This is a genomic window from Rhizomonospora bruguierae, from assembly GCF_018397995.1.
GTDB classification, from domain to species: Bacteria; Actinomycetota; Actinomycetes; order Mycobacteriales; family Micromonosporaceae; genus Rhizomonospora; species Rhizomonospora bruguierae.
The window spans coordinates 43,401-70,316 of record NZ_BBQH01000020.1; the positions used below are offsets into that span (position 1 = coordinate 43,401).

Sequence of the window (26,916 nt, forward strand, 5' to 3'; positions counted from 1 at the left end):
GAGGCCGCCCAGGTCAGTGGGTACGATGAACGCTACGCCGCCGAGGGGACAGAATAGTGGAGTTTTCGCCCGATCACCGCACTGCCGACCTCGCCGCCCGGACCGCCGACCAGACCGCGGACCTGCCGCCCGGCGGTGCCGTGGCCGGCCTCGCCGACGGGCTGCCGATGGGCCTGACGTTCGACGACGTGCTGCTGCTGCCGGCGGAGAGCGACCTGATCCCGAGCCAGGTGACCACGGCGACCCGACTGACCCGCGAGGTCCGGCTGAACATCCCGCTGGCCTCCAGCGCGATGGACACGGTGACCGAGGCGCGCATGGCGATCGCCATGGCCCGGCAGGGCGGCATCGGCGTGCTGCACCGGAACCTGTCCGTCGAGGACCAGGCCGCCCAGGTCGACCTGGTGAAGCGCTCCGAATCCGGCATGATCACCCACCCGGTGACCTGCTCGCCCGAGCACTCGCTGCGGGACGTGGACGCGCTGTGCGGCCGGTACCGCATCTCCGGCCTGCCGGTGACCGACGCGGAGGGGTACCTGGTCGGCATCGTCACCAACCGGGACATGCGCTTCGTCGCCGACCACCAGTCCACCCTGGTCCGGGACGTGATGACCCCGATGCCGCTGGTGACCGCGCCGGTCGGGGTCGCCAAGGACGAGGCGCTGGCCCTGCTCCAGCGGCACAAGGTGGAGAAGCTGCCGCTGGTGGACGAGGCCGGCCGGCTGCGCGGCCTGATCACGGTCAAGGACTTCGCCAAGAGCGAGCAGTTCCCCCTCGCCGCCAAGGACGACGCCGGCCGGCTGCGGGTCGCGGCCGCCGTGGGCGTGGGCGAGGACGGGTACAAGCGGGCCCGCGTGCTGGTCGACGCCGGCGTGGACGTGATCATGGTGGACACCGCGCACGGCCACAACCGCGCGGTGCCGGAGCTGATCCGGCGCCTGAAGAAGGACACCGGCGTGCAGCTCGTCGGCGGCAACGTGGCCACCTACGCGGGCGCGAAGGTGCTCGTCGAGGCCGGCGTCGACGCGGTGAAGGTGGGCGTGGGTCCGGGCGCCATCTGCACCACCCGGGTGGTCGCCGGGGTGGGCGTCCCGCAGATCACCGCGATCATGGAGGCCGCCAGCGCCTGCCGCCCGGCTGGCGTGCCGGTCATCGCCGACGGCGGGATCCAGTACTCGGGCGACATCGCCAAGGCGATCGTCGCGGGCGCCGACACCGTCATGGTCGGCCAGCTACTCGCCGGCTGCGAGGAGAGCCCCGGCGAGCTGATCTTCATGAACGGCAAGCAGTACAAGTCGTACCGGGGGATGGGTTCGCTGGGCGCCATGCTGGCCCGCGGCTCGGCGGCCCAGTCGTACTCGAAGGACCGCTACTTCCAGGCGGACGTGCACCAGGCCGACAAGCTGATCCCGGAGGGGATCGAGGGCCAGGTGCCGTACCGGGGACCGCTCGCCTCCGTGGCCCACCAGCTGGTCGGTGGCCTGCGCCAGGCGCAGTTCTACGTGGGCGCGGAGTCGATCGTCGAGCTGCAGCGCCGCGGCCGGCTGATCCGGATCACCGCGGCGGGGCTCAAGGAGAGCCATCCGCACGACATCCAGATGACCGTCGAGGCGCCCAACTACCACTCCCGCTAAGAGGAGAACCGATGCGAGACGTGGTCGAGATCGGCCTCGGCAAGACCGCACAGCGCGGGTACCACCTGGACGACGTCGCGATCGTCCCGAGCCGGCGCACCCGGGACGTGGACGACGTCTCCACCGCCTGGCAGCTCGACGCGTACCCGTTCCGGATCCCGTGCGTGGCGCACCCGTCGGACGCCACGATGAGCCCGGAGACGGCGGTCATGCTCGGCCGGCTCGGCGGTCTCGGCGTGCTCAACGTCGAGGGGCTGTGGACCCGGTACGAGGACCCAACCAAGCTCCTGGAGGAGTTGGCCGCCCTGGACGAGGACGCGCCGGCGACCCGGCGGCTCCAGGAGGTCTACGCCGAGCCGATCAAGCCGGAGCTGATCGGCGAGCGGGTCCGGCAGATCCGTGCGGGCGGCGTGACCGTGGCGGTGCGGGTCTCCCCGCAGCACACCCTCGCGCTGGCCCCGGTGATCCTGGACGCCGGGGTGGACATCCTGGTCATCCAGGGCACGCTGGTCTCCGCGGAGCACGTGTCGACCACGGACGAGCCGCTGAACCTCAAGGAGTTCATCGCGGACCTGGACCTGCCGGTGGTCGCCGGCGGCTGCACGGACTACAAGACCGCCCTGCACCTGATGCGCACCGGCGCGGCCGGCGTGATCGTCGGCATCGGCGGCGACGAGTGGTCCACGACCGAGACGGTGCTCGGCATCCGGGTGCCGATGGCGACGGCGATCGCCGACGCGGCCGCCGCCCGGCGGGACTACCTGGACGAGACCGGCGGCCGGTACGTGCACCTGATCGCGGACGGCGACGTGCAGACCTCCGGCGACATCGCGAAGGCGCTGGGCTGTGGCGCGGACGCGGTGATGCTGGGCGAGCCGCTGTCGCTGGCCGCGGAGGCCCCGGCCGGCGGCGCGTGGTGGCATTCGGCGGCCAGCCACCCGCAGCTGCCGCGCGGGGCGTTCGGCGTGGCGGGCGAGGCGCTGGGCCCGATGGAGAAGCTGCTGTACGGGCCGGCCGACGAGCCGGACGGTCAGCTCAACCTGTTCGGCGGCCTGCGCCGGGCGATGGCTAAGACCGGCTACCGGGACCTGAAGGAGTTCCAGCGGGTGGGCCTCGTCCTTGACCGTTGATCGGGGCGCCCGGGCGGCCCTGCCGGCCGCCCGGCGGGGCGCCCTCGCGGCGCTGGTCGCGGTGGTCGTGCTCGTCGCCGGCTGCACGGAGGCGCCCGCCAGCACGCCCGGCGGCGGGCCCTCGTCCGCCGCCGGCGACGGGCGGGAGTTCAAGCCCGGGGCGGCCGGCATCGGCGACCCGTACTTCCCCACCTACGGCAACGGCGGGTACGACGTCCTCAGCTACCTGCTGAAGGTGCGGTACGACCCGGCGCGGGACACCCTCGCCGGGGACGCCACGATCACCGCCACGGCGACACAGAACCTGTCCCGCTTCAACCTGGACCTGTCCAACCAGCCGGTGTCCGCGGTGACGGTGGACGGCGCGGCGGCGGCGCACCGGTCCGAGGCCGGCGAACTGATCATCACGCCGGCGGCGGGCATCCCCACCGGCGCCACCTTTACCACCGAGGTCAGGTACGGCGGCCGGCCCCGCCCCTTCACCAACCCCAGCCTCGGCACGGGCGGCTTCCAGCGCACCGCGGACGGCGCGATCGCGCTCGGCCAGCCCGAGTCGGCGAGCACCTGGTTCCCGGTGAATGACCACCCGCTGGACAAGGCCACGTACCGGCTGGAACTCACCGTCCCGGACGGACTGGCCGCGCTCAGCAACGGCGTGCTGACCGGCACCAGCAGGTCCGGTGGCTGGACCACGTGGCGGTGGTCGGAGTCCGCGCCGATGGCCAGCTACCTGGTCACGGCGGTCATCGGGAGGTACCGGGTGACGACCGGGGAGCACGCCGGCAAGCCGATGGTGACCGCGGTGGCCGAGTCGCTGCCCGAGGGCGGCGTGGCGGACCGGGCGATGGCCCGGACCGGGCTGGTCGTGGACTACCTGAGCAGCCAGTTCGGCCCGTACCCGTTCGACGCGTACGGCGGCATCGTGATCAACGACGATCGGATCCGGTACGCGCTGGAGACGCAGTCCCGGCCGGTCTACGCGGCGTCGTTCTTCGACGGTGGCGGCGACGGGCTCGGGGTGGTGGCGCATGAACTGGCCCACCAGTGGTTCGGCGACAGCGTGTCGATCCACGGCTGGCGGGACATCTGGCTGAACGAGGGCTTCGCCACCTACGCCGAGTGGTTGTGGTCCGAGCACACCGGCGGCCCGACCGTGCAGCAGATGTTCGACCGCGCGTACGACGGGGCCGGTTGGGCCGTGCCGCCCGGCGACCCGGGCCCGGAGCGACTCTTCGACCGGGCCGTGTACCAGCGCGGCGCGATGACCGTGCACGCCCTGCGGAGGGCCGTCGGCGACGCGGCGTTCTCCGGCATCGTGCGGGCCTGGCTGGAGCAGCGGCGGGACGGCAACGGCGCCACCCAGGAGTTCGTCGCCCTGGCCGAGCGGGTGTCCGGCAAGAAACTCGGCCCGCTGTTCGACGCCTGGCTGTACCGGCCCGCCCGGCCGCCGCGCCCCTAACGCTTTACCACCAGCTTCGGGTGGGTGGCGACGAAGCCGGCCACCGCATCGCCGCGTACCGCCTTGAAGTAGTCCTTGGCCACCGGTTCGAGCCGTTCGCCCCGGTAGCCGCCGCCCGAGCCGACGCCGCCGCCGGGCAGCGCCACCATGGTCAGGTTCTCCGGTCGCAGGTTCCGCAGCGCGTACGCCCAGTCCGCGACGGTGTAGCCGCGCCCGTCGAAGGTGAACCCGGCCTTGATCGCGTGCAGCACGGCGTCCAGCTTGACCGGGTTGGCCACCACGTCGAACGAGAAGATCTTGCGGATCAGCGCGGCGATGACCTGCTGGTGGTGGCGCTGCCGGGTGTAGTCGCCGCCGGGCAGGTACCGCTGCCGCGCGAAGTCCAGCGCCTGCCAGCCGACCAGGTGCCGGTTGCCCTTCTCGTACACCATCTTCGGGCCGCTGTACCCGTGGTCGCCGCCCGGCGGCCGGCCCTTGCCGTTCGGCTGCAGGTGGATCGACGGGGTGCGCTGGTCCACGTACAGGTCGATGCCGTCGACCGCGTCGACGAGGGTGCGCAGCCCGCGGAAGGTGAGCACGGCGCCGGCGTTGAAGGTCTTGATCCCGGTGTACGCGCTGACGGTCTTGGCCAGCAGCTGGAAGCCCTGCGCGGTGTTCGGGTGCTGGCGGTCGCCGGGCACCCGGCTGCCGTAGCTCATCGCGTGCGTCAGCTTGGTGCGTTCGCCGGGGAAGTTGGCCTTCGGGAACGCCGGGATGTCGACGACCAGGTCGCGGGGGAGCGAGGTGAGGTACGCGCTGCCCAGGGTCTCGTCGACGTGCATGACGACGACGGAGTCCGAGTGTGGCTCCCACCCGGGGACGCTCTCCCGGGTGTCCACCCCGACGAGCAGGATGTTCAGCGGACCCGTGATCCGCGCGCCGGGCGGTGGGGTCGGGCTGGGGGTGGGGCTCGCCGTGGTGGCCGCCGGGGTCGCGCCGGCCTCGCCGAGCAGGTCCTCCTGCGGCACGCCGTACCGGTGCACGGCCACCGCCACCGCCGTGCCGCCGATCGCCACCGCGGCGACCAGCGTCGCGGCCAGGAGGATGGCTCGCCGGTGCGTCCACGTCATGCTGAACCCCTCTCGCGTGGCGCCGAATGTAACGGACGCCGATGGCGCGAGGGGGACACGCCCTCTCCATCGGGTGGTGGCCGGGGGGCTACCGGTCGGTAATGATGCGGTCATGGAGTTCGACGTCGTGGTCGTCGGTTCCGGGTTCGGCGGCGCGGTCACCGCGCTGCGACTGGTGGAGAAGGGCTACTCGGTCGCGGTGCTGGAGGCGGGCCGGCGGTACGCGGACGGGGAGTTTCCGCGAACCTCGTGGCGGCTGCCCCGGTTCCTCTGGGCGCCCCGGCTGGGCTGGTACGGCATCCAGCGCATCGACCTGCTCCGCTCCGCGGGGCGGCGGGCCGGCGGGCGCGGCGCCGGGGTGCTGGTGCTCTCCGGCGCGGGCGTCGGCGGCGGCTCGCTGGTCTACGCCAACACGCTCTACGAGCCGCTGCCCGAGTTCTACGCCGACCCGCAGTGGCGGGACATCACGGACTGGTGCGCCGAACTGGCCCCGCACTACGACCGGGCGAAGCGGACGCTCGGCGTCACCACGTACCCGGTGGAGACCGAGGCGGACCGGGCGATGCGCGCGGTCGCCGAGCGGATGGGCCTGGGACACACGGTCCACCGCGCCCCGGTCGGAGCCCACATCGGACGAGGCGAGGTCGTGCCCGACCCGTACTTCGGCGGCGCGGGCCCCGAGCGCGCCGGCTGGCCATCCTCGGCGCCGCCGTGCCGCGCCCGGACGCCCGCCGGCGCGGTCTCGACTTCACCGGCGGCGTCGCCATCACCAGTTCCTTCCACCCCGACCCGCAGACCCACATCGAGCCGGTCCGGTACGGGCGCGGCGCCAACGCGATGGGCCTGCTCCAGTCCGCGCTCACCGACGGCGGGCCGCACCGGGTCCTGCGGTGGCTCGGCACCCTCGCCGGGCGCCCGCTGACCTCCCTGCGGCTGCTGTCGGTGCGGGACTGGTCCCGCCGCACCGTGATCGCCCTGGTCATGCAGTCCGCCGACAACTCGCTCACCACCCGGTACCGGCGCGGTTGGCTGGGCCGGCGGCGGCTGGTGGCGACCCGGGGGCACGGCGCACCCAACCCCACCTGGATCCCCGCCGGCAACCGGGCGGTGCGCCTGCTCGCCGAGGAGATCGGCGGCGTGCCGGGCGGCGCGGTGACCCGGAGACCGGCGTGGTCGACCCGCACCACCGGGTGTACGGGTACCCGGGCCTGCACGTGGTGGACGGTGCCGCCGTCTCGGCCAACCTCGGCGTCAACCCGTCGCTCACCATCACCGCCCAGGCGGAACGCGTGATGTCGATGTGGCCCAACCGGGGCGAGCCCGACCCGCGCCCCGCCCAGGGCGAGCCGTACCGCCGGGTCGCCCCGGTGCCGCCGCGACACCCCGCCGTCCCGGCCGGCGCCCCGGCGGCCCTGCGAATCGGTGACGCACCGGATCGGTAGGCTTGGCGGACATGAGCCTGCCCCGTCCCGTCCTGGTGGTCGACTTCGGTGCCCAGTACGCCCAGCTGATCGCCCGGCGGGTGCGCGAGGCGCGGGTCTACTCGGAGATCGTGCCGCACACCATGCCGGTCGCCGACATGCTGGCGAAGAACCCGGCCGCGATCATCCTCTCCGGCGGCCCCTCCAGCGTGTACGAGCCGGGGGCGCCCCGGGTGGACGTGGGCCTGTTCGAGACCGGCGTGCCCGTGTTCGGCATCTGCTACGGGTTCCAGGCGATGGCGCTGGCGCTGGGCGGGACGGTGGCGCACACCGGGCAGCGGGAGTTCGGCGGTACCCGGTTGACCGCCCGCCCGGAGGCGGGCGTGCTCCTGCGCGACCTGCCCGGCGAGCTGCCGGTCTGGATGAGCCACGGGGACTGCGTCACGGAGGCGCCGACCGGCTTCGCCGTCACGGCGGGCTCCGCGGGCGCGCCGGTGGCCGCCTTCGAGGACACGGCCGGGCGCCGCGCGGGGGTGCAGTTCCACCCCGAGGTGGCGCACACCGAGCACGGCCAGACCGTGCTCACCCGGTTCCTGTACGACATCGCCGGGATCGAGCCGACCTGGACCACCGGCAACATGATCGAGGAGCAGGTCGCCGCGGTCCGCGCCCGGGTGGGCGACAAGCAGGTGATCTGCGGGCTCTCCGGCGGTGTGGACTCCGCGGTCGCCGCCGCCCTGGTGCACCGGGCCGTCGGCGACCAGCTCACCTGCGTGTTCGTCGACCACGGGCTGCTGCGCGCCGGCGAGGCCGAGCAGGTCGAGAAGGACTACGTCGCCGCCACCGGCATCCGGCTGAAGGTGGTGGACGCGTCCGAGACGTTCCTCGCCGCCCTGGCGGGCGTGACCGACCCGGAGGCCAAGCGGAAGATCATCGGTCGGGAGTTCATCCGCGCCTTCGAGGGCGCCGCCCGCGAGCTGGCCGCGCACGGCGACGTGGAGTTCCTGGTCCAGGGGACGCTCTACCCGGACGTGGTGGAGAGCGGCGGCGGGTCGGGCACCGCGAACATCAAGTCCCACCACAATGTGGGCGGGCTCCCGGAGGATCTCCAGTTCCACCTGGTCGAGCCGCTGCGGACGCTGTTCAAGGACGAGGTGCGGGCGGTCGGCGCCCAGCTCGGGCTGCCCGAAGCGATGGTCTGGCGGCATCCGTTCCCCGGGCCCGGCCTGGCCATCCGGATCATCGGCGAGGTGACCCGGGAGCGGCTGGCGCTGCTGCGCGCCGCCGACCTGATCGCCCGCACCGAGCTGACCGCCGCCGGGCTGGACCGGGAGGTCTGGCAGTTCCCGGTGGTGCTGCTGGCGGACGTGCGCTCGGTCGGGGTGCAGGGCGACGGGCGCACCTACGGCCACCCGGTGGTGCTGCGCCCGGTCGCCAGCGAGGACGCGATGACGGCCGACTGGTCCCGGCTGCCGTACGACCTGATCGCCCGGATCTCCACCCGGATCACGAACGAGGTGCCGGAGGTGAACCGGGTGGTCCTGGACGTGACGAGCAAGCCACCGGGCACCATCGAGTGGGAGTGAGCACCACGGAGGGCGTTCACGAGCCGGCCGGCGGCGGGTCCTCCGGCATCAGCAGCCAGGCGATGGGGTAGGCGAGCGCCAGCGTGCCCCAGGTGAGCAGGACGCCGACGGCGAAAATGACGCGGATCGCGGTGACGTCCGCGCCGACGTAGCGGGCGACGCCGGCCAGCACGCCGGCGAGCATCCGGTCGGTGTGCGGGCGGGCGAGGCGGCGGTAGGTCTCGGTCATGGCTCCAACGGTCCCCGCCGGGTACCCCGGTGGCCTCGGTGACCGCCCCGAGTGGGGCCCTGATTTCCGCCGGACGGCACACGGTGATCACCGGACCGGTTTCGGTGATCATGTCTTGTCAGGAATCCGACAATCGACGGAAAGATGTCACATATGTCGGGCAGACTCCGGGCCGTGACCCCCGCGCTGGAGCCGCTGCGTCGCATCGCGGCCTACGCCGTCTGCACCGACCCCGAGGGCCGGTACCTCCTGGTCCGGGCATCCCCCCGGTCGGGGACCCCGGGCGTCTGGTCGCTGCCCGGCGGCGCCGTGGCGCACGGCGAGAACCCGAACGACACGGTGGTCCGCGAGACGGCCGCCGAGACGGGGCTCTCGGTGGCGGTCCGGGGGCTGCGGGACGTGTTGGCCGACATGCGGTCCATGCCGCACCGCGGCGTCACCATCCACACCGACCGCCTGCTGTACGAGGTGACCGTGCGCGGCGGCACACTCTGCGACCGGGTCGGGCAGCCCACGGACCTGGCCCGCTGGCTGAACCCGGCGGAGATGGCCCGCCTGTCGCTGCGCCCGTTCACCGCGGCCGCGCTCGGCCTGCCGCCCGCCCCGATCGACCTGCGGCCGGAGGAGCCGCCCGAGTTCCCGTCGTTCTACGCCGTTCCGGGGCCGGACGGGCTGCACCGGGCCCAGCGGTTCGCCGCGTACGCGGTCGCCAGCGATCCGGCGAACCGGGTGCTGCTGACCCGGATCGCGCCGGGGTACCCGGGCGCCGGGCGCTGGCACCTGCCCGGCGGCGGCACCGACTACGGCGAGCAGCCCGGCGCCGCGCTGATCCGCGAACTGCTGGAGGAGACCGGCCAGCGTGGCCGGCTGGTCGAGCTGCTCGGGGTGGCCAGCCACCGGGACGCGGCCTCGCTCGGCCCCGAGGGCTACCCGATCGACTGGCACGGCGTGCGCGCGTTCTACCGGGTCGCGGTGGACGAGCCGACCGCGCCGCGGGTGCACGACGAGGGCGGCTCGACCAGCGAGGCGCACTGGTTCGGCACCGCCGAGCTGGCCACCCTCGGCGAGGACGAGCTGACCGAGGTGACCGCCGAGGCGACCCGCGCCGCCCGCCTGCGCTGAACCCGCTGGCGCCGTCCGCTGGTGCCGCGGGGCCGGTGGCGTCGCTCGCCTGTGCTGAACCCGCTTCCGTTGGGCCGCGGCTGGTGCCGCGGGGCCGGTGGCGCGGGCCGCTTGTGCTGAGCCCGCTTGTGCTGGGTGCCGGCCGGCCGCTGGTGTGCCGTCGGGCGGGTGGTGCCGGCCGCCTGCGGCCGAACCCGCGCCCGCTAGATTGGCGCGGTGCTACGGCTGCGCCGGATCGGCGCTTACGGGATCATCCGCGACGGCGACCGGGTGCTGCTCACCCGCGGCTCGCCGCAGTGCGAGTTCCCCGGCGTGTGGCAGTTGCCCGGCGGCGGCGTCGGCCAGGGCGAGCACCCGGCCGACGCGGTGGTCCGGGAGGTCGGAGAGGAGACCGGCCTGGCGGTGACGGTCGCGGCGGTGCACGACGTGGTGGCGGACGTCACCCACCGCACCGGCGACGCCCGGACCGACGAGGTGGCGCTGCACCACGACCGGGTCATCTACCGGCTGACGGTGACCGGCGGCACGCTGCGGGACGAGGCGGCGGGCACCATCGACCGGGCGGCCTGGTTCGCCCCGGAGCAGTTGCCGGGGCTGCGGCTGATGCCGATGACCGCCGAGATCCTCGGGCTGCCCGTCACGCCGCTGCCGGCCAGCCCGCTGGCGCCGCCCACCTCCGACGCCGGGCCGGCCCCCGGGCCCCCGCCCCCAAGGCCGTCCACCTCCGACGCCGGGCCGGCCCCCGAGGCGCCGTCCCCGGAGCCGCCGGCCTCCGACGCCGAGCCGCCGGCGTTCGGCCAGCGCTTCGGTGCGTACGCGCTCGCCACCGACCCGCAGGGCCGGGTCCTGCTGTCGCTGATCTCGCCCGGGTACCCCGGTGGCGGGCAGTGGCACCTGCCCGGTGGCGGCACCGACCACGGCGAGCAGCCGCGGGCCGCCCTGCTGCGGGAGCTGGCGGAGGAGACCGACCAGGTCGGCCGGGTCGCCGACCTGCTGGGCGTCGACTCCCGGCACAACCCGGCCGAGCTGTGGCGGGGCCGGTTCTGGGACTGGCACGTCGTCCGCGTGGTCTACCGGGTGTTCGTGGCGGTGCCCACACCGCCGCGCGTGACCGAGGTGGGCGGCTCCACCGCCGACGCCCGGTGGCTCACCCCGGAGGGTGCCGCCGACCTCCCGCTCACCGGGCTGGCCGCCCAGTGGGTGCGGACGCTCGACCGGGCGGCCTGAAATGATCGACCCGGTATAATGGGAAGGTCGTCCGTAAACCATTAAATCCGAATTTCGGACCCACTCGACCGGTTGATGCCCGTCGGTCCGTAAGGTTGCACAGTCGGCTATCGCCAAGGCACCGACTCCTATGCGATGGTGTATGCCGCATCACGCCCCTCGCCGACAAACGGCCCCCGCGGACGGGCCGCCCGACCCCTGATGGAGGGATCACGTGCCGAGAGCCCTATGGCGTCGGCCCCGCACAACTGACAGCCCCCGCCCCGGCGCTCGTCCGTGGGGTCGGCTGCGTCGCGGCGGATCGCTCGCCCGGGATGTGCTGCTGATCCGCGTCGGTCGGCGGCGCGCGCCCGGTCGCGGCTCGGCCCTGGCCCTGTCCGGCAGCTACCCCGGCTACGACCACATCCCGGGCCGTGACGGCCGCGGAGCGCCCGTGTCCCTGATCGCACCGATCAGCCCGCCGCTGCCCGCGCAGCTTCCGGTCCCCGGCCCGGCGCCGGTCGCCGAGGCCGAGGCCCCGCCGGCACCGATCCCGCTGCTACCCGGTCCGCACACGCTGGCCCGCCGGGTCAAGTTCGCCCTGGTCAACGCCTGCACCCTGAGCAGTCTCGGGCTGGGCCTGGCGGCGATCCTGCTCGCCATGCGGGGCGACACCCAGACCGCCGCCGGCTGCCTCATCGCCTGCGTGGCGTTCGACGGGATGGACGGCGCGCTCGCCCGCCGGTTCGGCGTCTCCAGCCCGTTCGGCGCCCAGATGGACTCGCTGGCGGACATGTGCTCGTTCGGCCTGGCCGCGCCGATCGTCGTGTACGCCTCGCTGGCCGGCACGGTGCCCACCGCCGCCGCGGCCGTCGCCTGCGCCCTGGTCGCCGGCTGCGCCGCGATCCGGCTGGCCCGGTTCAACGTCTCGCCGAAGGACGGGCGCTTCTTCTGCGGCGTGCCCACCACGATGGCCGCCGCCGTGCTCGCCCTCACCGTGCTGATCGGCATGCCGGTCCCCGGCGTCGTCCTGCTGGCCGGCGTGGTGCTGCTGGCGTTCGCGATGGTCTCCAGCTTCCCGTACGCGAAGCTGGCCCGGCTGGCCCGGCTGCCGCGCTGGCTGTACCTGGCGCCGCTGCTCGGCGGCCTGCTGGACGTGCGGATCACGTTCGCGGTGGTGGTCGCCGGCTACCTGGCCAGCGGGCCGGTGCTCTGGCTGCGCCAACGCCGCACCGCCTGAGACGGATACGCAAAGGGGGCGCCCCGCCCGGGGCGCCCCCTTTCGTATTTGCCCAGTCAGCGCCAGTGGGCGATGACCGTGCTGCCGCCGACCACCCGGTCGCCGGCCCCCACGGTCGCGTCCGCCGCGTCGGCGGGCAGGTACACGTCGGTGCGCGAGCCGAACCGGATCAACCCCATCCGCTCGCCCTTGGCCAGCACCGCGCCGGCCGGCGCCCGCTGCACGATCCGGCGCGCGATCAACCCGGTCCGCTGCGCCACCACGACCCGCCCGCGGGCGGTGTCCAGCACCGTGTACGCGGCGACGTTGTGCTCCGCGGCCGGCTTCATCGCCGCGGCGAAGCCGCCGTCCTCGACGAAGAAGTCGACCACCCGGCCGGCCACCGGCGCCCGGTTCACGTGCACGTCGAGCACGGACAGGAAGACCGCGATCCGCAGGTACTCGCCCGGCTCGCCGAACCGGTCGTCGCGCAGGCGCTCCACCGACAGGACCTTGCCGTCGCTGGCCGCGACCACGGCGCGCGGCTCCTCGGGGATGTCGCGCTGCGGGTCCCGGAAGAACGCGGCGACCGGCGCGGCGGCCAGCGCCGGCACCAGCCAGGCCCGGGACTTCGGGCGGACCAGCCTGGTCAGCGCCGCCAACCCGAGCGCGATGCCGGCGGCGGCGACGCCGTTCGAGTCGATGTTCATCGACCGGGTCAGCGGCACGCTGGACGGGCGGTACGCCGGGGCCAGCGTCTCGGCGAGCGTCGCGGGCGGCGGGCCGAACCGCAGCCGGTACACCCGCAGCGGCGGGGAGTTGCGCAGGACGAGGTCCGTTCCGACGCCGAACAGGGCGCCCTGCCGCTCCAACTCGACCCCGGCGCCGCCCGCGGTACCCGGCACCGCCGCGACGGCGACGCTCAGCACGCCGCCCTCGGTCAGGTACTTGGCGAGTCCGTCCAGGGTGGCCCGGACCTCCTCGGCGGCGCCGGTCACCGGCGCGCCCACGATCAGGATGTCCGCCGGGTCCGCCTCGGCGACCGACTCGACCACGGTCACCCGGTCGGCCACCCAGCGGCCCAGCCCGGTCAGGTGCTGGCGCAGCGCCGTCGCGAGGGCGGGCCGGTCGGGCACGGCGGTCAGCCGGTCGCCGGGCAGCAGCGCGTCGATCGCCGCCCGGAGCACCGGTGACTCCGGGTGGGCATCGACGAGCAACGCGGTCTTGGCCGCGTTGTGCCGGGCGAGTTCCGCGGTGAGCGTGCGCGCCGCGCGCAGTCCGACCCGAACCGGCCCGACCGGGCCCGCGGCCACGGGAAACTGGGTCATCGGGCCAGCATAGGCCGACGCGCCGCTGCAGCGATCTCAGCGGTCACGGCGGTCCTCGTCGTTCGGGTCGTCGACCGGCGGCTGGACCAGCGTCGGCTCATCGTCGGTCACGGTCTCCGGCGACTGCGATCCCGCGTACGGCGCGGCGGACGCGCCACCCGCGAAGCCGCTCACCGGCGTCGCGCTGCTGACCGGCGTGGCGCTGGCGGGCGTGGCGCTCACGGGCACGGCGTGGTCGTGGCCGGAGCGGTTGGCGCGTAGCGCGCCCATCAGGCCGAGCAGGCCGAACAGGATCAGCGCGCCGGCCACCAGCCAGCCCAGCGCCGGCAGCCGGACATCCACCCGGCCCTGGAACAGCCACCACGCGACGAACGCCGCGAACAGCAGCCCGAAGGTCAGCGAGATGCCGTCGGTACGGTGCGCCTTCATCGGTGGACCTCCAAGCTGCCGATGTTGACGTGCAGGACCAGGGTCAGCGTGCCGCCGCCCGGGCCGTCCGGGCCGTCATCGCTGATCTGGCCGGTGTTGCCGATCCCGTTGTAGTGCCGCCCGAAGACGACGGCCTCCCCCACGTTGACCTCCAGCGAGACCCGGGTGTCCACGGTCGGCGGCAGCGTCACCCGCAGCGTGCCGGCGTTGACGTCGACGGTGACCCGCTGGTCCCGGCCGGTGAAGTCCAGCCGGGTCAGGTCCAGGGTGGCGTCGCCCACCCGCTGCTCGTACCGGTCGCCGAGGTCCGCGAAGGTGGCCGGCTGCCACACCACGCTGCCGCTGCCGGACCGCACCCGGTCGTACTGCTCGACCGCGGTGGAGATGCCCAGCGCGAGCGCGAGCGGCAGGCCCAGCGCGATCAGCCAGCGGGCCCGGCCCAGCCAGGCGCCGACCAGCAGGCCGAGGGCCACCGTGCCGAGTGCGGCCGCGAAGTATGTGGACGGGCGCGAGGAGATCACGTCGGTGAGGTCCAGCACGGCCATCAGGCCCAGCGCCACGAAGATCAGCGAGAACGTCGCGGCCCCGAGGGCGGAGCGCTCCCGCGGCGGCTTCGGTGGCTTCGGCGGTGCCGGCGGCGCGGGCGGCGGGTAGCCGCGCGAGGCGTACGGGCCGTGCGGCGCGAACGGCGGCCGGTAGCCGGACGGTGGCCGGTACCCGGGCGGTGGCACCCCGGGAGCGGGCCGCATCGGCGGCAGCGGCGCGGTGACCGGCGCCCCCGGTGCCGGTGACCGGTACGGGGCCGTGCCGCCCGTCGGGGCCGGCGGCGTGTCGACCGGTTCGGTCGCGGCCGCCCCGGCACCGACCCCGCCCGCGGTGCCCCACGGACCGGCCCCCGCACCGGTCACGTCCGCGGGCGAGGTCGAGCCGGCCGGCCCCGACCCGGGTGACGGGTAGCCACCCGGCGGGACCGACCCGGCGCCGGCCGCTCCGGGCGCGGCTGCCGGCTGGCCGGGGCCCCCGTACCCGGGCCCCCCGTAGCCCGCCCCCGGGTAGCCGGGCCCCCCATAGCCAGGCCCCCCGTAACCCGGCGTGCCGTAACCCGGCCCCCCGTAGCCGGGTTCGGCGCCGGCGGCCGGGGTCCCCCCGAACCCCGGTGCGCCGCCGGCCGTGGCGGCCCCCCCACCGCCCGTACGGCTCAGCACCAGCGCGCCGACGATCAGCGCCCCGGCGCCGAGCAGGGCGGCCCGGAAGCCGTCCGTCACGATGAAGCCGAAGATCACCACGGTCGCCACCGCCAGCACGATCACCAGCGCGGGCGAGGTGTTCGAGCGGCCCTTGCCCAACAGCGCCTCGATCGGCGAGGCGGTGTCCGTGTCCGCCGGGATGGCCAGCCAGCACACCAGGTACGCCAGCACGCCGACCCCGCCGAACAGGCCCAGGACCGCGAACAGCACCCGCCACAGCACCGGGTCGGTGTTGGTGGCCCGCCCGATTGCCGCGCAGACGCCGGCGACATACCGCCCGTGACTCGGGCGCACCAGCCCGTACCGGCTGGCGAAGCCGCTGCCCGGCGCGGGCGGTGGGTACGTGCCCGGCGGTGGCGGCGGTGGCGCGGTGGCCTGCTCGCCGGCCGGCGGGGCGGTGGTGGGCTCCTCCGGCGGCTGCCGGCGGGCGTCATCCTCGGTCATGCTCCGATACTCGCCCCGCCGCCGCCCGAGTTCCCTCCGGAGCGGACCCTGAGCCCACCCTGAGAAATCGCGCCCCAAAGGTCCGGGAGGCATCCCGTGGTAGCTGCCCGCCCCGACGTGTGACGATCGGTGTGCACCGGACCGTATCGAGGAGCCCGCCATCACCGCCCCCAGAACGCCCGCCGCGCCGGCACCGCCGGCCGCGTCCGCCGCGCACCGGCTGTTCCGCGCCCGCGACCGCCGCCTGGTCGCCGGCGTCGCCGCCGGCATCGCGCGGCACGTCGGCGTGCCGGTCCTGGGAGTGCGGATCGCGTTCGTGGTGCTGCTCGGCTTCAACGGCGTCGGGCTGCTGCTGTACGCGGCGTTCTGGGCGGTGCTGCCGGTCCAGCCGGACCCGACCCGCGCCCCCCGCCCCCGCGACCTGGCCCAGTTGCTGCCGTTCGTGGCGATAGCCGCCGGCGTCATCCTGCTCCAGGCGCTGTTCGGGCTCGGCGGGGTCACCGCCACCGCCGGCTGGCTGTTCGCCGTCATCGGCGTCGGCGCGGGCATCATCTGGCACCAGGCCGACCCGGCCCGCCGCTGGAAGTGGGAGGAGACGCTCCCGCAGGTACCGTGGCTGGGGGCCGTGCTCGAGGAGAGCGACCGGCGGATGTTCCTGCTGCGCTTCATCGGCGGCGGGGTGCTGGTCGCGGTCGGCATCATCGGCATCGCGGTGGTGTACTCGCCGCTGGCCGACGGGAGCTTCTCCGACCTGCTCAACGGCGTCCTGTTCGCGCTGATCGGGCTGGCCGGCGTGGCCCTGGTCGCGGCGCCGGTGCTGTGGCGCACCTACGGCCAGTTGCGCGCCGAGCGCGAGGGCCGGATCCGGGAGACCGAGCGGGCCGAACTGGCCGCGATGGTGCACGACCAGGTGCTGCACACGCTGGCCCTGATCCAGCGCAACGCCGCCGACACCAAGACCGTGCAGCGGCTGGCCCGCGGCCAGGAGCGCTCCCTGCGCAACTGGCTGTACAAGCCCAGCGGCTCGCCGAACGAACTGTTCGCCGCCGCCGTCGAGCAGATCGCCGCCGAGGTGGAGGACACCTACGCGATCACGGTGGAGACCGTGGTGGTCGGCGACCGCCAGGTGGACGAGCGGATCGGCGCGCTGGTCGCCGCCGCCCGGGAGGCGGTGGTGAACGCCGCCCGGCACGCGAAGGTGCAGACGGTCTCGCTGTACGCCGAGGTGGAGCCGGAGCAACTGTCCGTCTTCGTTCGGGACCGGGGCGCCGGCTTCGACCCGGGCAAGGTGGAGGACGATCGGCACGGCGTGCGCGGCTCGATCATCGGGCGGATGCGCCGGCACGGCGGCTGGGCGGAGATCCGCAGCGAGCCCGGCGAGGGCACCGAGGTACGGCTGATCATGCCCGCGCCCGCCACGGCGCGGGACGCGGGAGAAGGAAAGGTGTCGTGATGGACGAGACGGCCGCCGCGCTGGCTGACCAGCGCCGGCTTCGGGTGTTCCTGGTGGACGACCACGCGATGTTCCGGGCCGGGGTGCGCGCCGAGTTGGGCGTGCACGTCGATGTGGTGGGCGAGGCCAGCACGGTCGCCGACGCGGTGTCCCGGATCGCCGCCCTGGAGCCCGACGTGGTGCTGCTGGACGTGCACATGCCCGACGGCGGCGGGCGGGCGGTGCTGGAGGCGCTGCGCCGCTCGCACCCGAACGTGCGGTTCCTGGCGCTGTCCGTCTCCGACGCCGCCGAGGACGTGATCGGCCTGATCCGGGCGGGCGCCCGCGGGTACGTGACGAAGACGATCTCGCCGGAGGAGTTGACGGCGGCGATCCGCCGGGTCGCCGACGGAGACGCCGTGTTCAGCCCGCGCCTGGCCGGCTTCGTGCTGGACGCGTTCGCGGCCCGCCCCGACACGCCGGTCGCCGACCCGGAACTGGACCAGCTCACCAACCGGGAGCGCGAGGTGCTGCGCCTGCTGGCCCGCGGCTACGCGTACAAGGAGATCGCGAAGGAGCTGTTCATCTCCATCAAGACGGTGGAGACGCACGTGTCCAACGTGCTGCGCAAGCTCCAGATGTCCAACCGGTACGAGCTCTCCCGCTGGGCCGCCGATCGCCGTCTGGTCTAGTCGTCCGGCCGGCACCGCCCCTCGGGCGGGCCGGCCGGGGCGGCGGCCCCGGCCATCCGCTCGGCCAGGATTCGACGGCTGGTCAGAGGGGGCCGCGGCCGGCGCGGAGGATCAGCAGGGCGAGCTGGGTGCCGTCGGCGCCCAGGGCGTCGCGGAAGCGGTCCAGGATCTCCCGCTCCCGGGACAGCACCAGCCGGGTGCCGCCGGACGCGACCCGGGTGGCGCCGACCTGGTGGGACAGCGAGGCCCGCTCCTGCCACAGCCGGATCAGCTCGGCGTCGATCTCGTCGATCCGCTCCCGCATGCCGCGGATCGCGGTGGCCGCCTCGGCCTCCTCGGTACCGGTGGAGGTGGGCTGGGCGTCGGCGAGCTTGGCGGTCATCGTGGTCTCCTAGGGTCGTGCCCAGGTCCCAGGCCCGGATGCGGAAAGCCCCGGGCTCCAGGAGCCCGGGGCTTTCGTGAGGTCTGTGTGATTCAGGCGCGACCCACGGCTGCCGGACTCCCGGAGCCGTAAAAGTAGAACCGCACCTTCTCGATCACACGGGAAGTATGCCACGCGCCGTAACGGGTTCTCAACAGGCTCTCAAGATGCGGTCCGGCCGTGCCCGGCGGCCGCACCGGGGTGCGCGTGGCGGGTGATGACAGGGTGGTGGCGGTGGAGCGGCGGGACGGGGGATGTCGGGGGGCGGGCATAGACTCGCGGGTGCGATGCATGCTCTCTTCGAACCCCCACCCGTGTCGGCGCCGGAGTCGGACTCCAGGCCCCGCCCCGGCCGCGACCCGCAGGCCCTGCTCGACGGGCTGAACGGCCCCCAGCGGGAGGCGGTCACCCACGCCGGCGCGCCGCTGCTGATCGTCGCCGGCGCCGGCTCCGGCAAGACCCGCGTGCTCACCCACCGGATCGCCTACCTGCTGGCCGCCCGTGACGTGCACCCCGGTGAGATCATCGCGATCACCTTCACCAACAAGGCCGCCGGCGAGATGAAGGAGCGGGTGGCCGCGCTGGTCGGTGGGCGCGCCCGGCTGATGTGGGTGTCCACGTTCCACTCCGCGTGCGTGCGGATCCTGCGCGCCGAGCACGAGCACGCCGGCCTCAAGTCCACCTTCTCGATCTACGACGCGGACGACTCCCGCCGGCTGATGCAGCTCGTCGTCCGCGAGCTGGATCTCGACCCCAAGCGCTATCCGGCCCGCTCGCTGGCCGCGCAGGTGTCGAACCTGAAGAACGAACTGGTCGACCCGGAGGACTTCGCCACCCGGGCCCAGGGCCCGAACGAGCGCGCCCTGGCCGAGGCGTACCAGCTCTACCAGCGCCGCCTGAAGGAGGCGCACGCGCTGGACTTCGACGACCTCATCATGGCCACCGTGCACCTGTTGCAGGCGCACCCGGACGTGGCCGAGAAGTACCGGCGCCGGTTCCGGCACGTGCTGGTGGACGAGTACCAGGACACCAACCAGGCGCAGTACATGCTCATCAAGGAACTCGTCTCGGGCACGGCCGGGCTGGAGCCGGCGGAGCTGTGCGTGGTGGGCGACGCGGACCAGTCCATCTACGCCTTCCGCGGCGCCACCATCCGCAACATCCTCGAGTTCGAGCGGGACTTCGCCGACGCCCGCACGATCCTGCTGGAGCAGAACTACCGCTCCACCCAGACCATCCTCAACGCCGCCAACGCGGTCATCGAGCGCAACCCGTCCCGCAAGCCGAAGCGGCTCTGGAGCGACCAGGGCGCCGGCGAATCCATCGTCGGGTACGTCGCGGACACCGAGCATGCCGAGGCGGACTGGGTCGCCCGGGAGATTGACAAGCTCTGCGACGCCGGCGACACCCGCCCCGGCGACGTGGCCGTCTTCTACCGCACCAACGCGCAGTCCCGGGTGTTCGAGGAGGTGTTCATCCGGGTCGGCCTGCCGTACAAGGTGGTCGGCGGGGTGCGCTTCTACGAGCGCAAGGAGGTCCGCGACGCCCTGGCGTACCTGCGCGCCGTGGTCAACGCCGACGACACGGTCAGCGTCCGGCGGATCCTGAACACGCCCCGCCGGGGGATCGGCGACCGGGCCGAGGCGTGCGTCGAGGCGCTCGCCGCCCGGGAACGCGTCTCCTTCGGCGCCGCGCTGTCCCGCGCCGCCGAGGCGCCCGGCATCAACACCCGCTCCGCCAACGCCATCGCGGATTTCGTCGCCATGCTCGACGAGGTGCGCCAGTCGGCCGCGGCGGCGCCGCCCGAGGAGATCCTGGAGGCGCTGCTCCAGCGCTCCGGGTACCTCGTCGAACTGGAGGACAGCCGCGACCCGCAGGACGCCGGCCGGGTCGAGAACCTCCAGGAACTGGTCAGCGTGGCCCGCGAGTACACCGAACGGGCCGCCGCGCAGGAGGAGGACGCCACGGTGGCGGGCTTCCTGGAGCAGGTGGCCCTCGTCGCGGACGCCGACCAGGTCCCCTCCGACGACCCGGAACACCAGGGCGTGGTCACGCTGATGACCCTGCACACCGCGAAGGGGCTGGAGTTCCCGGTGGTCTTCCTCACCGGGCTGGAGGATGGCGTGTTTCCGCACCTGCGGGCGCTCGGCGACACCCGCGAACTGGAGGAGGAGCGGCGCCTGGCCTATGTGGGCATCACCCGTTCCCGGCGGCGGCTCTACCTCTCCCGTTCGGTGACCCGGGCCGCCTGGGGCCAGCCGCAGTACAACCCGCCGTCGCGGTTCCTCGACGAACTGCCGGCCGAGTTGGTCCGCTGGGAGCGCACGCAGGGGTCGTACACGTCCTGGTCCGGCACCGGCGGCGGCGTCGGCGGGCGCGGGGAGCGCGGCACCAACCTGCGCGGCGGCGGCTTCGCCGGCAACACCCCGAGGGCGGCGCGCCTGGCCGAGCGCCTCGGCGTCGACCCGGCCCGCCTGGCGACCGCCAGCGACCTGCCGCAGGTGCCCAGCGTTGCCGTCGGCGACCGGATCAACCACCAGCGCTACGGGCTGGGCCGGGTGGTGGAGGTGGAGGGGTACGGCGCCCGTGCCCAGGCGAAGGTCGACTTCGGCGACCAGACCCTGTGGATCGTCCTGCGCCACGCCCCGATCGAGAAGCTGTAGAGCCGGCAGCCCGGGGGCGAGATCTTGGTAAGACACGCCGCTTTTCTGGCCAGATCGGTACCAAGATCTCCCACCCGCGGCCGCCGCCCAGGAAGCGGGGCTCGACTGGAGCTTGCACACGGCCCGACAAACGTGGAGCGGCGAAATACTCGCCGACCGACCCCGCTGATCTTGACGTCCCGGGGCTGATCTGCCCCGATCTCATAGCGGCCGGTTAATAGGTAGGACCAGGAATCAAAGTCCGAGACGCAAGGTACCGGGGATCGGTCGCATGTGCCCGCTTTTGGGTCCGCCACAACCCCAAGATTGGCGAAGGAGGGGAATGCGTCAGTCGCCGGGGGAGTAGAGGGTGTCGGTCTCGAGCTGGATGTCCATGCCGCGGGCCCGCAGGTACGGCACCGGGTCCTTGGCGACGCCGTTGACGTGCAGCTCGAAGTGCAGGTGTGCCCCGAACGAGTGGCCGGTGTTGCCGACCAGGCCGATCACGTCGCCCGCCTGGACCGTCTGGCCGACCCGAACCAGGATCTTGGACGAGTGCCCGTAGATCGTCTCGATGCCGTCGCCGTGGTCGATGATGATCGCGTTTCCGTACCCGCCGTACCAGCCGGCCAGCTTCACCGTGCCGGCGTGCGAGGCGCTGTACGGGGTGCCCTCGGGCGCGGACAGGTCGACGCCGGCGTGGAGCTTGCCCCAGCGGACCCCGTACGGCGAGGTGAAGCGGTAGTCGTGCAGGGGGAGCAGCCAGACGTCCGGCGCGGTCTGGCTGAGCGTGGTGGCGCCGCCGCGGTCGGTGTCACGGGACGAGCGGTCGGCCGCGGCGTCGCGCTCGGCGAGCTGGGCCGCGGCCTTCGTGTCGAGGTCCGGCAGCGTGCTCGGGTTGACCGTCTTGGCGTCGGAGAGACCCGCGCCCGCGCTGATGGCCACCACGCCGGCACCGACGACGGCGGTCGTCACGACCGCGGCGTACCGGCTGCGCGGCGGGGTGGGTACGCGGCGTCGCCCGCGATATCTGTCGGGCTCTGACGACAGGCGCTGACGCACGCACACCCTCCGTTGTCGGGTTCCGGCGACCGGGCGGGGCGGGTGAACGGGGGATATCGCTCGCCGGTCGGGCCGCCGTCCGGTGGGTGATTCTGGATGGCAACCGTGGGCCACGGTAGCCAACCCCTACGGCGTGTCACAAGCGGGCGCGCCAAATTGCCGACAGGCTGTGCGACGTCCGGTCCTATTTGGTCCTGCTACGTCACTATCTGCCGGCCGATTCGTTGAATACTCTCCGCTATTCGTGTGACTACCTTTAGTAGTGTGACCGGTTGTACCCCTAGGGGTGGCCGGTCGGCTTTTCCGCGCGGCCGGGCCCGGATAACGTTCGTTAAGGTAGGCGTGCCGTGCGAGAACCAGTCCGGAGAGAGCCGGGAGTGCCACAGATGAGCTCACGCATTCGGGTCGTCGTCGCCAAGCCCGGGCTGGACGGGCACGACCGGGGCGCCAAGGTGGTCGCGCGGGCGCTGCGGGACGCCGGCATGGAGGTCATCTACACCGGCCTGCACCAGACCCCGGAGCAGATCGTGGAGACCGCGATCCAGGAGGACGCGGACGCCGTGGGGCTGTCGGTGCTCTCGGGGGCGCACATGACGCTGTTCAAGCGGGTGCTCGAACTGCTCACCGGGCGGGACGCGGCCGACATCGTGGTGTTCGGCGGGGGCATCATCCCGGACGCGGACATCCCGGAACTCGAGCGGATGGGCGTCGCCAAGATTTTCACTCCCGGCGCGACCACCTCGGCGATCGTCGACTGGGTGCGCGCCAACGTGGGGCAACCTGTCTCCTGAGGCCGAGCGGCGCCGCCGGCCGGCAGATCGAGGGCGGCAGAACCGGCGCGCGCGAGGGCCGGGACGAAGAGCCAAGGGCGGGGAAGGCATAGGGAGAGGCCGGACGCACCCCTCACACGTCCGGCCTCTCTATGCACGACGCCCCGCCGCCACCCCTCGACCGACAGGGCATCGGCCGTCTCACCGGAGGCCGCGAACCGCTCGGCGCTCCGACATCTGACTCAACGACGCCGGCTGAGGCGGGTAACGCCCCCGCGGAAGAACTTTTCCGGCGCAATCCGCGCCAGTGGAACCGACCACCTCCGCGTACCCGCGCGATCCCGCTGCGTCGCGCTGTGGTTAGGCTGCGGCCGAAGGCCCGGCCACGCGCGGTACGGGCGCGACACGAGACGGAACGGGACGCGTAGCTGTGGACCTGTACGAGTACCAGGGGCGCGAGCTGTTCGAGCGGCACGGGCTTCCCGTGCTGTCCGGCGGCGTGGCGGAGACCCCCGACGAGGCCCGCGCGATCGCCGAGCGGCTCGGCGACCGGGTGGTGGTCAAGGCCCAGGTGAAGGTGGGCGGGCGCGGGAAGGCCGGCGGCGTGAAGCTGGCCGGCGACGCGGACGAGGCGGTCGCCCGGACGGCCGACATCCTCGGCATGGACATCAAGGGGCACCCGGTCCACCGGGTCATGGTCACGGTGACCGTGGACATCGTCGAGGAGTACTACCTGTCGTACCTGCTGGACCGGGCGAACCGCACGTTCCTGTGCATCGCCAGCGTGGCCGGCGGGATGGACATCGAGCAGGTGGCGGCCGAGACCCCGGAGCGGGTCGCGAAGATCGCCATCGACGCGAACGCCGGGGTCGACGAGGCCAAGGCGCGCGAGATCGTCGAGGCCGCGAAGTTCCCGGCGGACGTCGCCGACCAGATCGCCGACATCGCGGTGAAGCTGTGGCGGGCGTTCGTCGCCGAGGACGCCACGCTGGTCGAGGTGAACCCGCTCGCCAAGACCGCCGGGGGCCGGGTGCTCTGCCTGGACGCGAAGGTCACCCTGGACGACAACGCCGACTTCCGGCACCCGGACCACGAGGCGATGGTCGACGCCGGCCCGGTGGACCCGCTGGAGCGGGCCGCCAAGGAGAAGGACCTCAACTACGTCAAGCTGGACGGCGAGGTCGGCATCATCGGCAACGGCGCCGGCCTGGTGATGTCCACGTTGGACGTGGTGGCGTACGCCGGCGAGCGGCACGGCGGGGTGAAGCCGGCCAACTTCCTGGACATCGGCGGCGGCGCGAGCGCGGCGGTGATGGCCAACGGCCTGGAGATCGTGCTCTCCGACCCGTCGGTCAGGAGCGTCTTCGTGAACGTGTTCGGCGGCATCACCGCCTGCGACGAGGTCGCCAACGGCATCGTCCAGGCGCTCGCCCTGCTCGCCGACCGGGGCGAGACGGTCACCAAGCCGCTGGTCGTCCGGCTGGACGGCAACAACGCGGAGGCCGGCCGGGCCATCCTGGACGGCGCGAACAACCCGCTCGTCCAGCGGGTCGACACGATGGACGGAGCGGCCGAGCGCGCCGCCGAGCTGGCCGCGGCGGGGGAGTGAGCTGAGAACATGGCGATCTGGCTGACGAAGGACTCCAAGGTCATCGTGCAGGGGATGACCGGCTCCGAGGGCTCCAAGCACACCCGCCGGATGCTCGCCGCCGGCACGAACGTGGTCGGCGGCACCAACCCGCGCAAGGCCGGGCAGACCGTCGACTTCGACGGCCGGGCGCTGCCGGTGTTCGCCACCGTCGGTGACGCGATGAAGGAGACCGGCGCGGACGTGACGGTCATCTTCGTCCCGCCGGCGTTCTGCCGGAGCGCGGTGATGGAGGCGATCGACGCCGAGATCCCGCTGGCCGTGGTCATCACCGAGGGCATCCCGGTGCACGACACGGCCGCGTTCTGGGCGTACAACGCCGGCAAGGGCGGGCGTACCCGGATCATCGGCCCGAACTGCCCCGGCGTCGCCTCGCCGGGGGCCAGCAACGCCGGCATCATCCCCGCCGACATCACCGGGGTGGGCCGGATCGGCCTGGTCAGCAAGTCCGGCACCCTGACCTACCAGATGATGTACGAGCTGCGCGACATCGGCTTCTCCACCTGCGTCGGCATCGGTGGTGACCCGGTCATCGGCACCACCCACATCGACGCGCTGGCCGCCTTCCAGGACGACCCGGAGACGGACGCGATCGTGATGATCGGCGAGATCGGCGGCGACGCCGAGGAGCGTGCCGCCGAGTTCATCGGGGCGAACGTCACCAAGCCGGTGGTCGGCTACATCGCCGGCTTCACCGCGCCGCCCGGCAAGACGATGGGCCACGCGGGCGCCATCATCTCCGGCTCGGCCGGTACGGCGGACGCGAAGAAGCAGGCCCTCGAGGCCGCGGGCGTCAAGGTCGGCAAGACGCCGACGGAGACCGCCAACCTGATGCGGGAGATCATGCGCGGCGCCTGATCGGGTATCCGAAGGGCCGGTCGCCCCGCGCGAGCGAAGGGCGGCCGGCTCTTTCGCATGTGTCGGGGCGGCCGCGACCGGCGAAGCGTGGAAAAGTAGGCGCTGATGGCAGGCACCGGGCAGGACCCTGGCCGCGGCGAGGCGGCGCGACCGACCCTGCCCGCCGACCACCGGGAGACCGTGCCGCCGGCCGAGGAGGTCTACCGGGAGGGCGTCCGGCTGCCCGACCAGCGTGGCGGGGCCCCGCGCCGCCCGGCCCGCCGCCGGCACGCGCCGCTGCCCGTGGCCGCCGCCGTCGCCTCGGTGTGGGCGGCGCTCGCCTCGTACCTGCCGGTCGCGGCCGGGCTGGTGCTGGTCGCCACGGCCGGCGGCGAGTCGTCGGCGCCCGGGGCGCTCCGGGTCGCCGCGGCCGGCTGGCTGCTCGCCCACGGGGTCGCGCTGGAGACCGCCGCCGGCCCGCTCGGCCTCGTCCCGCTCGCGGTCGCGGTGCTCGCCGCCTGGCGGGTGTCGCACGCCGGGGTGCACGTCACCCGCGCGATGGGTGCCCGCCGCTCGGGCTCCGTCCCGGCCGCGTTCGCCGCCGGGGTCGCCGTCGCCATCGGGTACGGGGGGATCGGCGCGCTGGCCGCGGCGCTGGCCGCCGGGCCGGGGATGGCCGTGGCGCCGTGGCGCGCCGGGCTCACCCTGGCCGTGTTCGCCTTCCTCGCCGGGAGCCTGGGCGCGTTGCGCTGCACGGGTTCGCTGCTGGTGCTGGGCCTGCGCACCCCGCGCGTCCTGCGGGACGGCATGCGCACCGGGCTGGTCGCCGTGCTCGTGCTCCTCGGGGCCGGCGCCGCGCTGGCCGGGGTCGCGCTGGCGCTGAGCGGGGGGCCCGCCAGCGATGTCCTGGCCGCCTACCGCACCGGCGTCGCGGGCCAGGCGGGCATCGCGCTGATCTGCGCGGCGTACGCGCCGAACCTGGCCGCGTGGGCCGCCGCCTACCTGGTCGGCCCCGGCTTCGCCGTGGGCGCCGGCACGGGCGTCAGCGCCACCTCGGTCACCCTCGGTGCCCTGCCGGCCATCCCGCTGTTCGCGGCGCTGCCGTCCGGGCCGCTGCCGATGGGTGGGACGCTCCTGCTGGGCGCCCCGCTCGTCGCCGGCATGGTCGCGGGCTGGCTGCTGGCCAGCCGCAGGCGCGGGCGGGGCGTGACCGACTGGGGCGGCCTCGTCGGTGCCGCGCTCGTCACCGGCCCGGTGGCCGGCGTGCTGCTGGGCTTGGCGGCGGTCGCCTCCTCGGGCGCCCTGGGCGGTGGCCGGCTCGCCTCGATCGGCCCCGCCCCGCTGCCGGTGGCCCTGGTCGGCGCCGGCGTGATCGCGGTCGGTGCCCTGCTCGGTGGCGTCGTCGCCCAGTCCTTCGCCCCCGCCGCCGCTGACCGGGCCCGTGGACGCGAACGGACCTGACCGAGGCGTTCCGCCGGCCCTTCGCCGCCCTGAGCGGCCCGTAGACGCGAACGGACCCGGCCGGAGCACTCCGGCCGGGTCCGCGAGGCAGGGCTCAGCTGGCGGCTATCAGGACCAAATAGCCGATGCAGCAGACGATCCACAGGCCGTACCAGACCAGGCCGATGATGAGCGCGAGCTTCGACCACTTGCGCGACTCGGTGGCGGCCTGCTGGGCGCCGGCGTAGTCGCCCTGCTGGAGCAGCGGGTTGACCTTCGACGCGTTGATGATGGCCGGGATCGCCAGCGGCCAGAACAGGAAGATGGAGACGATCGACATCGTCATGTTGTTGTCGACCGGCGGCGGGCTGCCAGGCTGCATGGCGGACTGACTCCTTGCTAATGGCTT

21 protein-coding genes and 2 pseudogenes are annotated in these 26,916 nt (G+C 73.8%); 15 read left to right on the top strand and 8 right to left on the bottom strand.

The window, feature by feature from the left end; translation table 11 throughout:
• Positions 1 to 167: 167 nt before the first annotated feature.
• The 3 genes from guaB to KJS59_RS11320 are packed head-to-tail and all read left to right on the top strand — an operon-like array spanning position 168 to position 4,223.
• Complete coding sequence (gene guaB / locus KJS59_RS11310) at positions 168 to 1,634, top strand: IMP dehydrogenase (protein WP_213452907.1); 1,467 nt, start codon at positions 168 to 170, stop codon at positions 1,632 to 1,634.
• A gap of 11 nt (positions 1,635 to 1,645) precedes the next feature.
• Positions 1,646 to 2,764 (top strand): GuaB3 family IMP dehydrogenase-related protein, encoded by a 1,119-nt coding sequence (locus KJS59_RS11315; protein ID WP_213452793.1) that lies wholly within the window; start codon positions 1,646 to 1,648, stop codon positions 2,762 to 2,764.
• Entirely contained in the window at positions 2,754 to 4,223 is a 1,470-nt protein-coding gene (locus KJS59_RS11320) for a M1 family metallopeptidase (RefSeq protein ID WP_249714052.1), read from the top strand. The genes KJS59_RS11315 and KJS59_RS11320 overlap by 11 nt, the downstream gene beginning before the upstream one ends.
• Here the strand turns inward: KJS59_RS11320 and KJS59_RS11325 are convergent.
• The gene (locus tag KJS59_RS11325; protein ID WP_213452794.1) at positions 4,220 to 5,332 is read right to left on the bottom strand and encodes an LCP family protein; all 1,113 of its coding nucleotides are present in this window, start codon (positions 5,330 to 5,332) and stop codon (positions 4,220 to 4,222) included. The genes KJS59_RS11320 and KJS59_RS11325 overlap by 4 nt on opposite strands.
• A gap of 112 nt (positions 5,333 to 5,444) precedes the next feature.
• Here KJS59_RS11325 and KJS59_RS11330 point away from each other — a divergent pair.
• Both KJS59_RS11330 and guaA read left to right on the top strand, forming a co-directional pair.
• Positions 5,445 to 6,774: pseudogene (locus tag KJS59_RS11330) on the top strand (FAD-dependent oxidoreductase).
• Positions 6,775 to 6,785: 11 nt separating this feature from the next.
• Positions 6,786 to 8,339, top strand: a complete 1,554-nt coding sequence (guaA, locus tag KJS59_RS11335; RefSeq protein ID WP_213452795.1) for a glutamine-hydrolyzing GMP synthase — start codon at positions 6,786 to 6,788, stop codon at positions 8,337 to 8,339.
• Between the two features lie 16 nt (positions 8,340 to 8,355).
• On the opposite strand, the gene KJS59_RS11340 is transcribed toward guaA, so the two are convergent.
• Complete coding sequence (locus tag KJS59_RS11340; RefSeq protein ID WP_213452796.1) at positions 8,356 to 8,568, bottom strand: PspC domain-containing protein; 213 nt, start codon at positions 8,566 to 8,568, stop codon at positions 8,356 to 8,358.
• Positions 8,569 to 8,742: 174 nt separating this feature from the next.
• Here KJS59_RS11340 and KJS59_RS11345 point away from each other — a divergent pair, with 174 nt between their 5' ends.
• The 3 genes from KJS59_RS11345 (at position 8,743) to KJS59_RS11355 (ending at position 12,136) form a co-directional block, all read left to right on the top strand.
• On the top strand, positions 8,743 to 9,690 hold the full coding sequence (locus tag KJS59_RS11345; RefSeq protein WP_213452797.1) for an NUDIX hydrolase: 948 nt from the start codon (positions 8,743 to 8,745) through the stop codon (positions 9,688 to 9,690).
• A 216-nt stretch (positions 9,691 to 9,906) separates the two neighbouring features.
• Positions 9,907 to 10,917 carry an NUDIX hydrolase gene (locus tag KJS59_RS11350; protein ID WP_213452798.1) on the top strand — a complete coding sequence of 337 codons (1,011 nt, stop codon included), beginning with the start codon at positions 9,907 to 9,909 and terminating at the stop codon, positions 10,915 to 10,917.
• 286 nt (positions 10,918 to 11,203) lie between these two features.
• The gene (locus KJS59_RS11355) at positions 11,204 to 12,136 is read left to right on the top strand and encodes a CDP-alcohol phosphatidyltransferase family protein (RefSeq protein WP_213452909.1); all 933 of its coding nucleotides are present in this window, start codon (positions 11,204 to 11,206) and stop codon (positions 12,134 to 12,136) included.
• 56 nt (positions 12,137 to 12,192) lie between these two features.
• On the opposite strand, the gene KJS59_RS11360 is transcribed toward KJS59_RS11355, so the two are convergent.
• The 3 genes from KJS59_RS11360 to KJS59_RS11370 are packed head-to-tail and all read right to left on the bottom strand — an operon-like array spanning position 12,193 to position 15,563.
• Positions 12,193 to 13,443: a phosphatidylserine decarboxylase gene (locus KJS59_RS11360; protein ID WP_213452799.1), complete on the bottom strand. Its 1,251-nt coding sequence runs from the start codon at positions 13,441 to 13,443 to the stop codon at positions 12,193 to 12,195.
• Between the two features lie 36 nt (positions 13,444 to 13,479).
• The gene (locus tag KJS59_RS11365) at positions 13,480 to 13,872 is read right to left on the bottom strand and encodes a hypothetical protein (RefSeq protein WP_249714053.1); all 393 of its coding nucleotides are present in this window, start codon (positions 13,870 to 13,872) and stop codon (positions 13,480 to 13,482) included.
• Complete coding sequence (locus KJS59_RS11370; RefSeq protein WP_213452800.1) at positions 13,869 to 15,563, bottom strand: PspC domain-containing protein; 1,695 nt, start codon at positions 15,561 to 15,563, stop codon at positions 13,869 to 13,871. Before KJS59_RS11370 ends, KJS59_RS11365 begins: the two co-directional genes overlap by 4 nt.
• Before the next feature lie 160 nt (positions 15,564 to 15,723).
• On the opposite strand from KJS59_RS11370, the gene KJS59_RS11375 reads away from it, so the two are divergent.
• Positions 15,724 to 17,016, top strand: a complete 1,293-nt coding sequence (locus KJS59_RS11375; RefSeq protein ID WP_213452910.1) for an ATP-binding protein — start codon at positions 15,724 to 15,726, stop codon at positions 17,014 to 17,016.
• Positions 17,016 to 17,687, top strand: coding sequence for a response regulator (locus KJS59_RS11380; protein ID WP_213452801.1), 672 nt, complete (start codon positions 17,016 to 17,018; stop codon positions 17,685 to 17,687). The genes KJS59_RS11375 and KJS59_RS11380 overlap by 1 nt, the downstream gene beginning before the upstream one ends.
• Before the next feature lie 82 nt (positions 17,688 to 17,769).
• Here KJS59_RS11380 and KJS59_RS11385 read toward each other — a convergent pair whose 3' ends face one another.
• Positions 17,770 to 18,069, bottom strand: a complete 300-nt coding sequence (locus KJS59_RS11385) for a chorismate mutase (RefSeq protein WP_213452802.1) — start codon at positions 18,067 to 18,069, stop codon at positions 17,770 to 17,772.
• Positions 18,070 to 18,395: 326 nt separating this feature from the next.
• Here KJS59_RS11385 and pcrA point away from each other — a divergent pair, with 326 nt between their 5' ends.
• Complete coding sequence (pcrA, locus tag KJS59_RS11390) at positions 18,396 to 20,771, top strand: DNA helicase PcrA (protein WP_213452803.1); 2,376 nt, start codon at positions 18,396 to 18,398, stop codon at positions 20,769 to 20,771.
• 327 nt (positions 20,772 to 21,098) lie between these two features.
• On the opposite strand, the gene KJS59_RS11395 is transcribed toward pcrA, so the two are convergent.
• Positions 21,099 to 21,812 carry a M23 family metallopeptidase gene (locus KJS59_RS11395; protein WP_213452804.1) on the bottom strand — a complete coding sequence of 238 codons (714 nt, stop codon included), beginning with the start codon at positions 21,810 to 21,812 and terminating at the stop codon, positions 21,099 to 21,101.
• A gap of 386 nt (positions 21,813 to 22,198) precedes the next feature.
• Here KJS59_RS11395 and KJS59_RS11400 point away from each other — a divergent pair, with 386 nt between their 5' ends.
• From KJS59_RS11400 to KJS59_RS11415, 4 genes and pseudogenes are all read left to right on the top strand, one after another.
• Positions 22,199 to 22,603, top strand: a complete 405-nt coding sequence (locus KJS59_RS11400; RefSeq protein WP_213452805.1) for a cobalamin B12-binding domain-containing protein — start codon at positions 22,199 to 22,201, stop codon at positions 22,601 to 22,603.
• A gap of 409 nt (positions 22,604 to 23,012) precedes the next feature.
• The gene (sucC, locus tag KJS59_RS11405; RefSeq protein WP_213452806.1) at positions 23,013 to 24,191 is read left to right on the top strand and encodes an ADP-forming succinate--CoA ligase subunit beta; all 1,179 of its coding nucleotides are present in this window, start codon (positions 23,013 to 23,015) and stop codon (positions 24,189 to 24,191) included.
• A gap of 9 nt (positions 24,192 to 24,200) precedes the next feature.
• Positions 24,201 to 25,088 carry a succinate--CoA ligase subunit alpha gene (gene sucD / locus KJS59_RS11410; RefSeq protein WP_213452807.1) on the top strand — a complete coding sequence of 296 codons (888 nt, stop codon included), beginning with the start codon at positions 24,201 to 24,203 and terminating at the stop codon, positions 25,086 to 25,088.
• Positions 25,089 to 25,276: 188 nt separating this feature from the next.
• A pseudogene (locus tag KJS59_RS11415) lies at positions 25,277 to 26,528 on the top strand (cell division protein PerM); the annotation flags it as partial.
• A gap of 94 nt (positions 26,529 to 26,622) precedes the next feature.
• On the opposite strand, the gene KJS59_RS11420 reads toward KJS59_RS11415, so the two are convergent.
• Complete coding sequence (locus KJS59_RS11420) at positions 26,623 to 26,889, bottom strand: CD225/dispanin family protein (RefSeq protein WP_213452808.1); 267 nt, start codon at positions 26,887 to 26,889, stop codon at positions 26,623 to 26,625.
• Positions 26,890 to 26,916 lie beyond the last annotated feature (27 nt).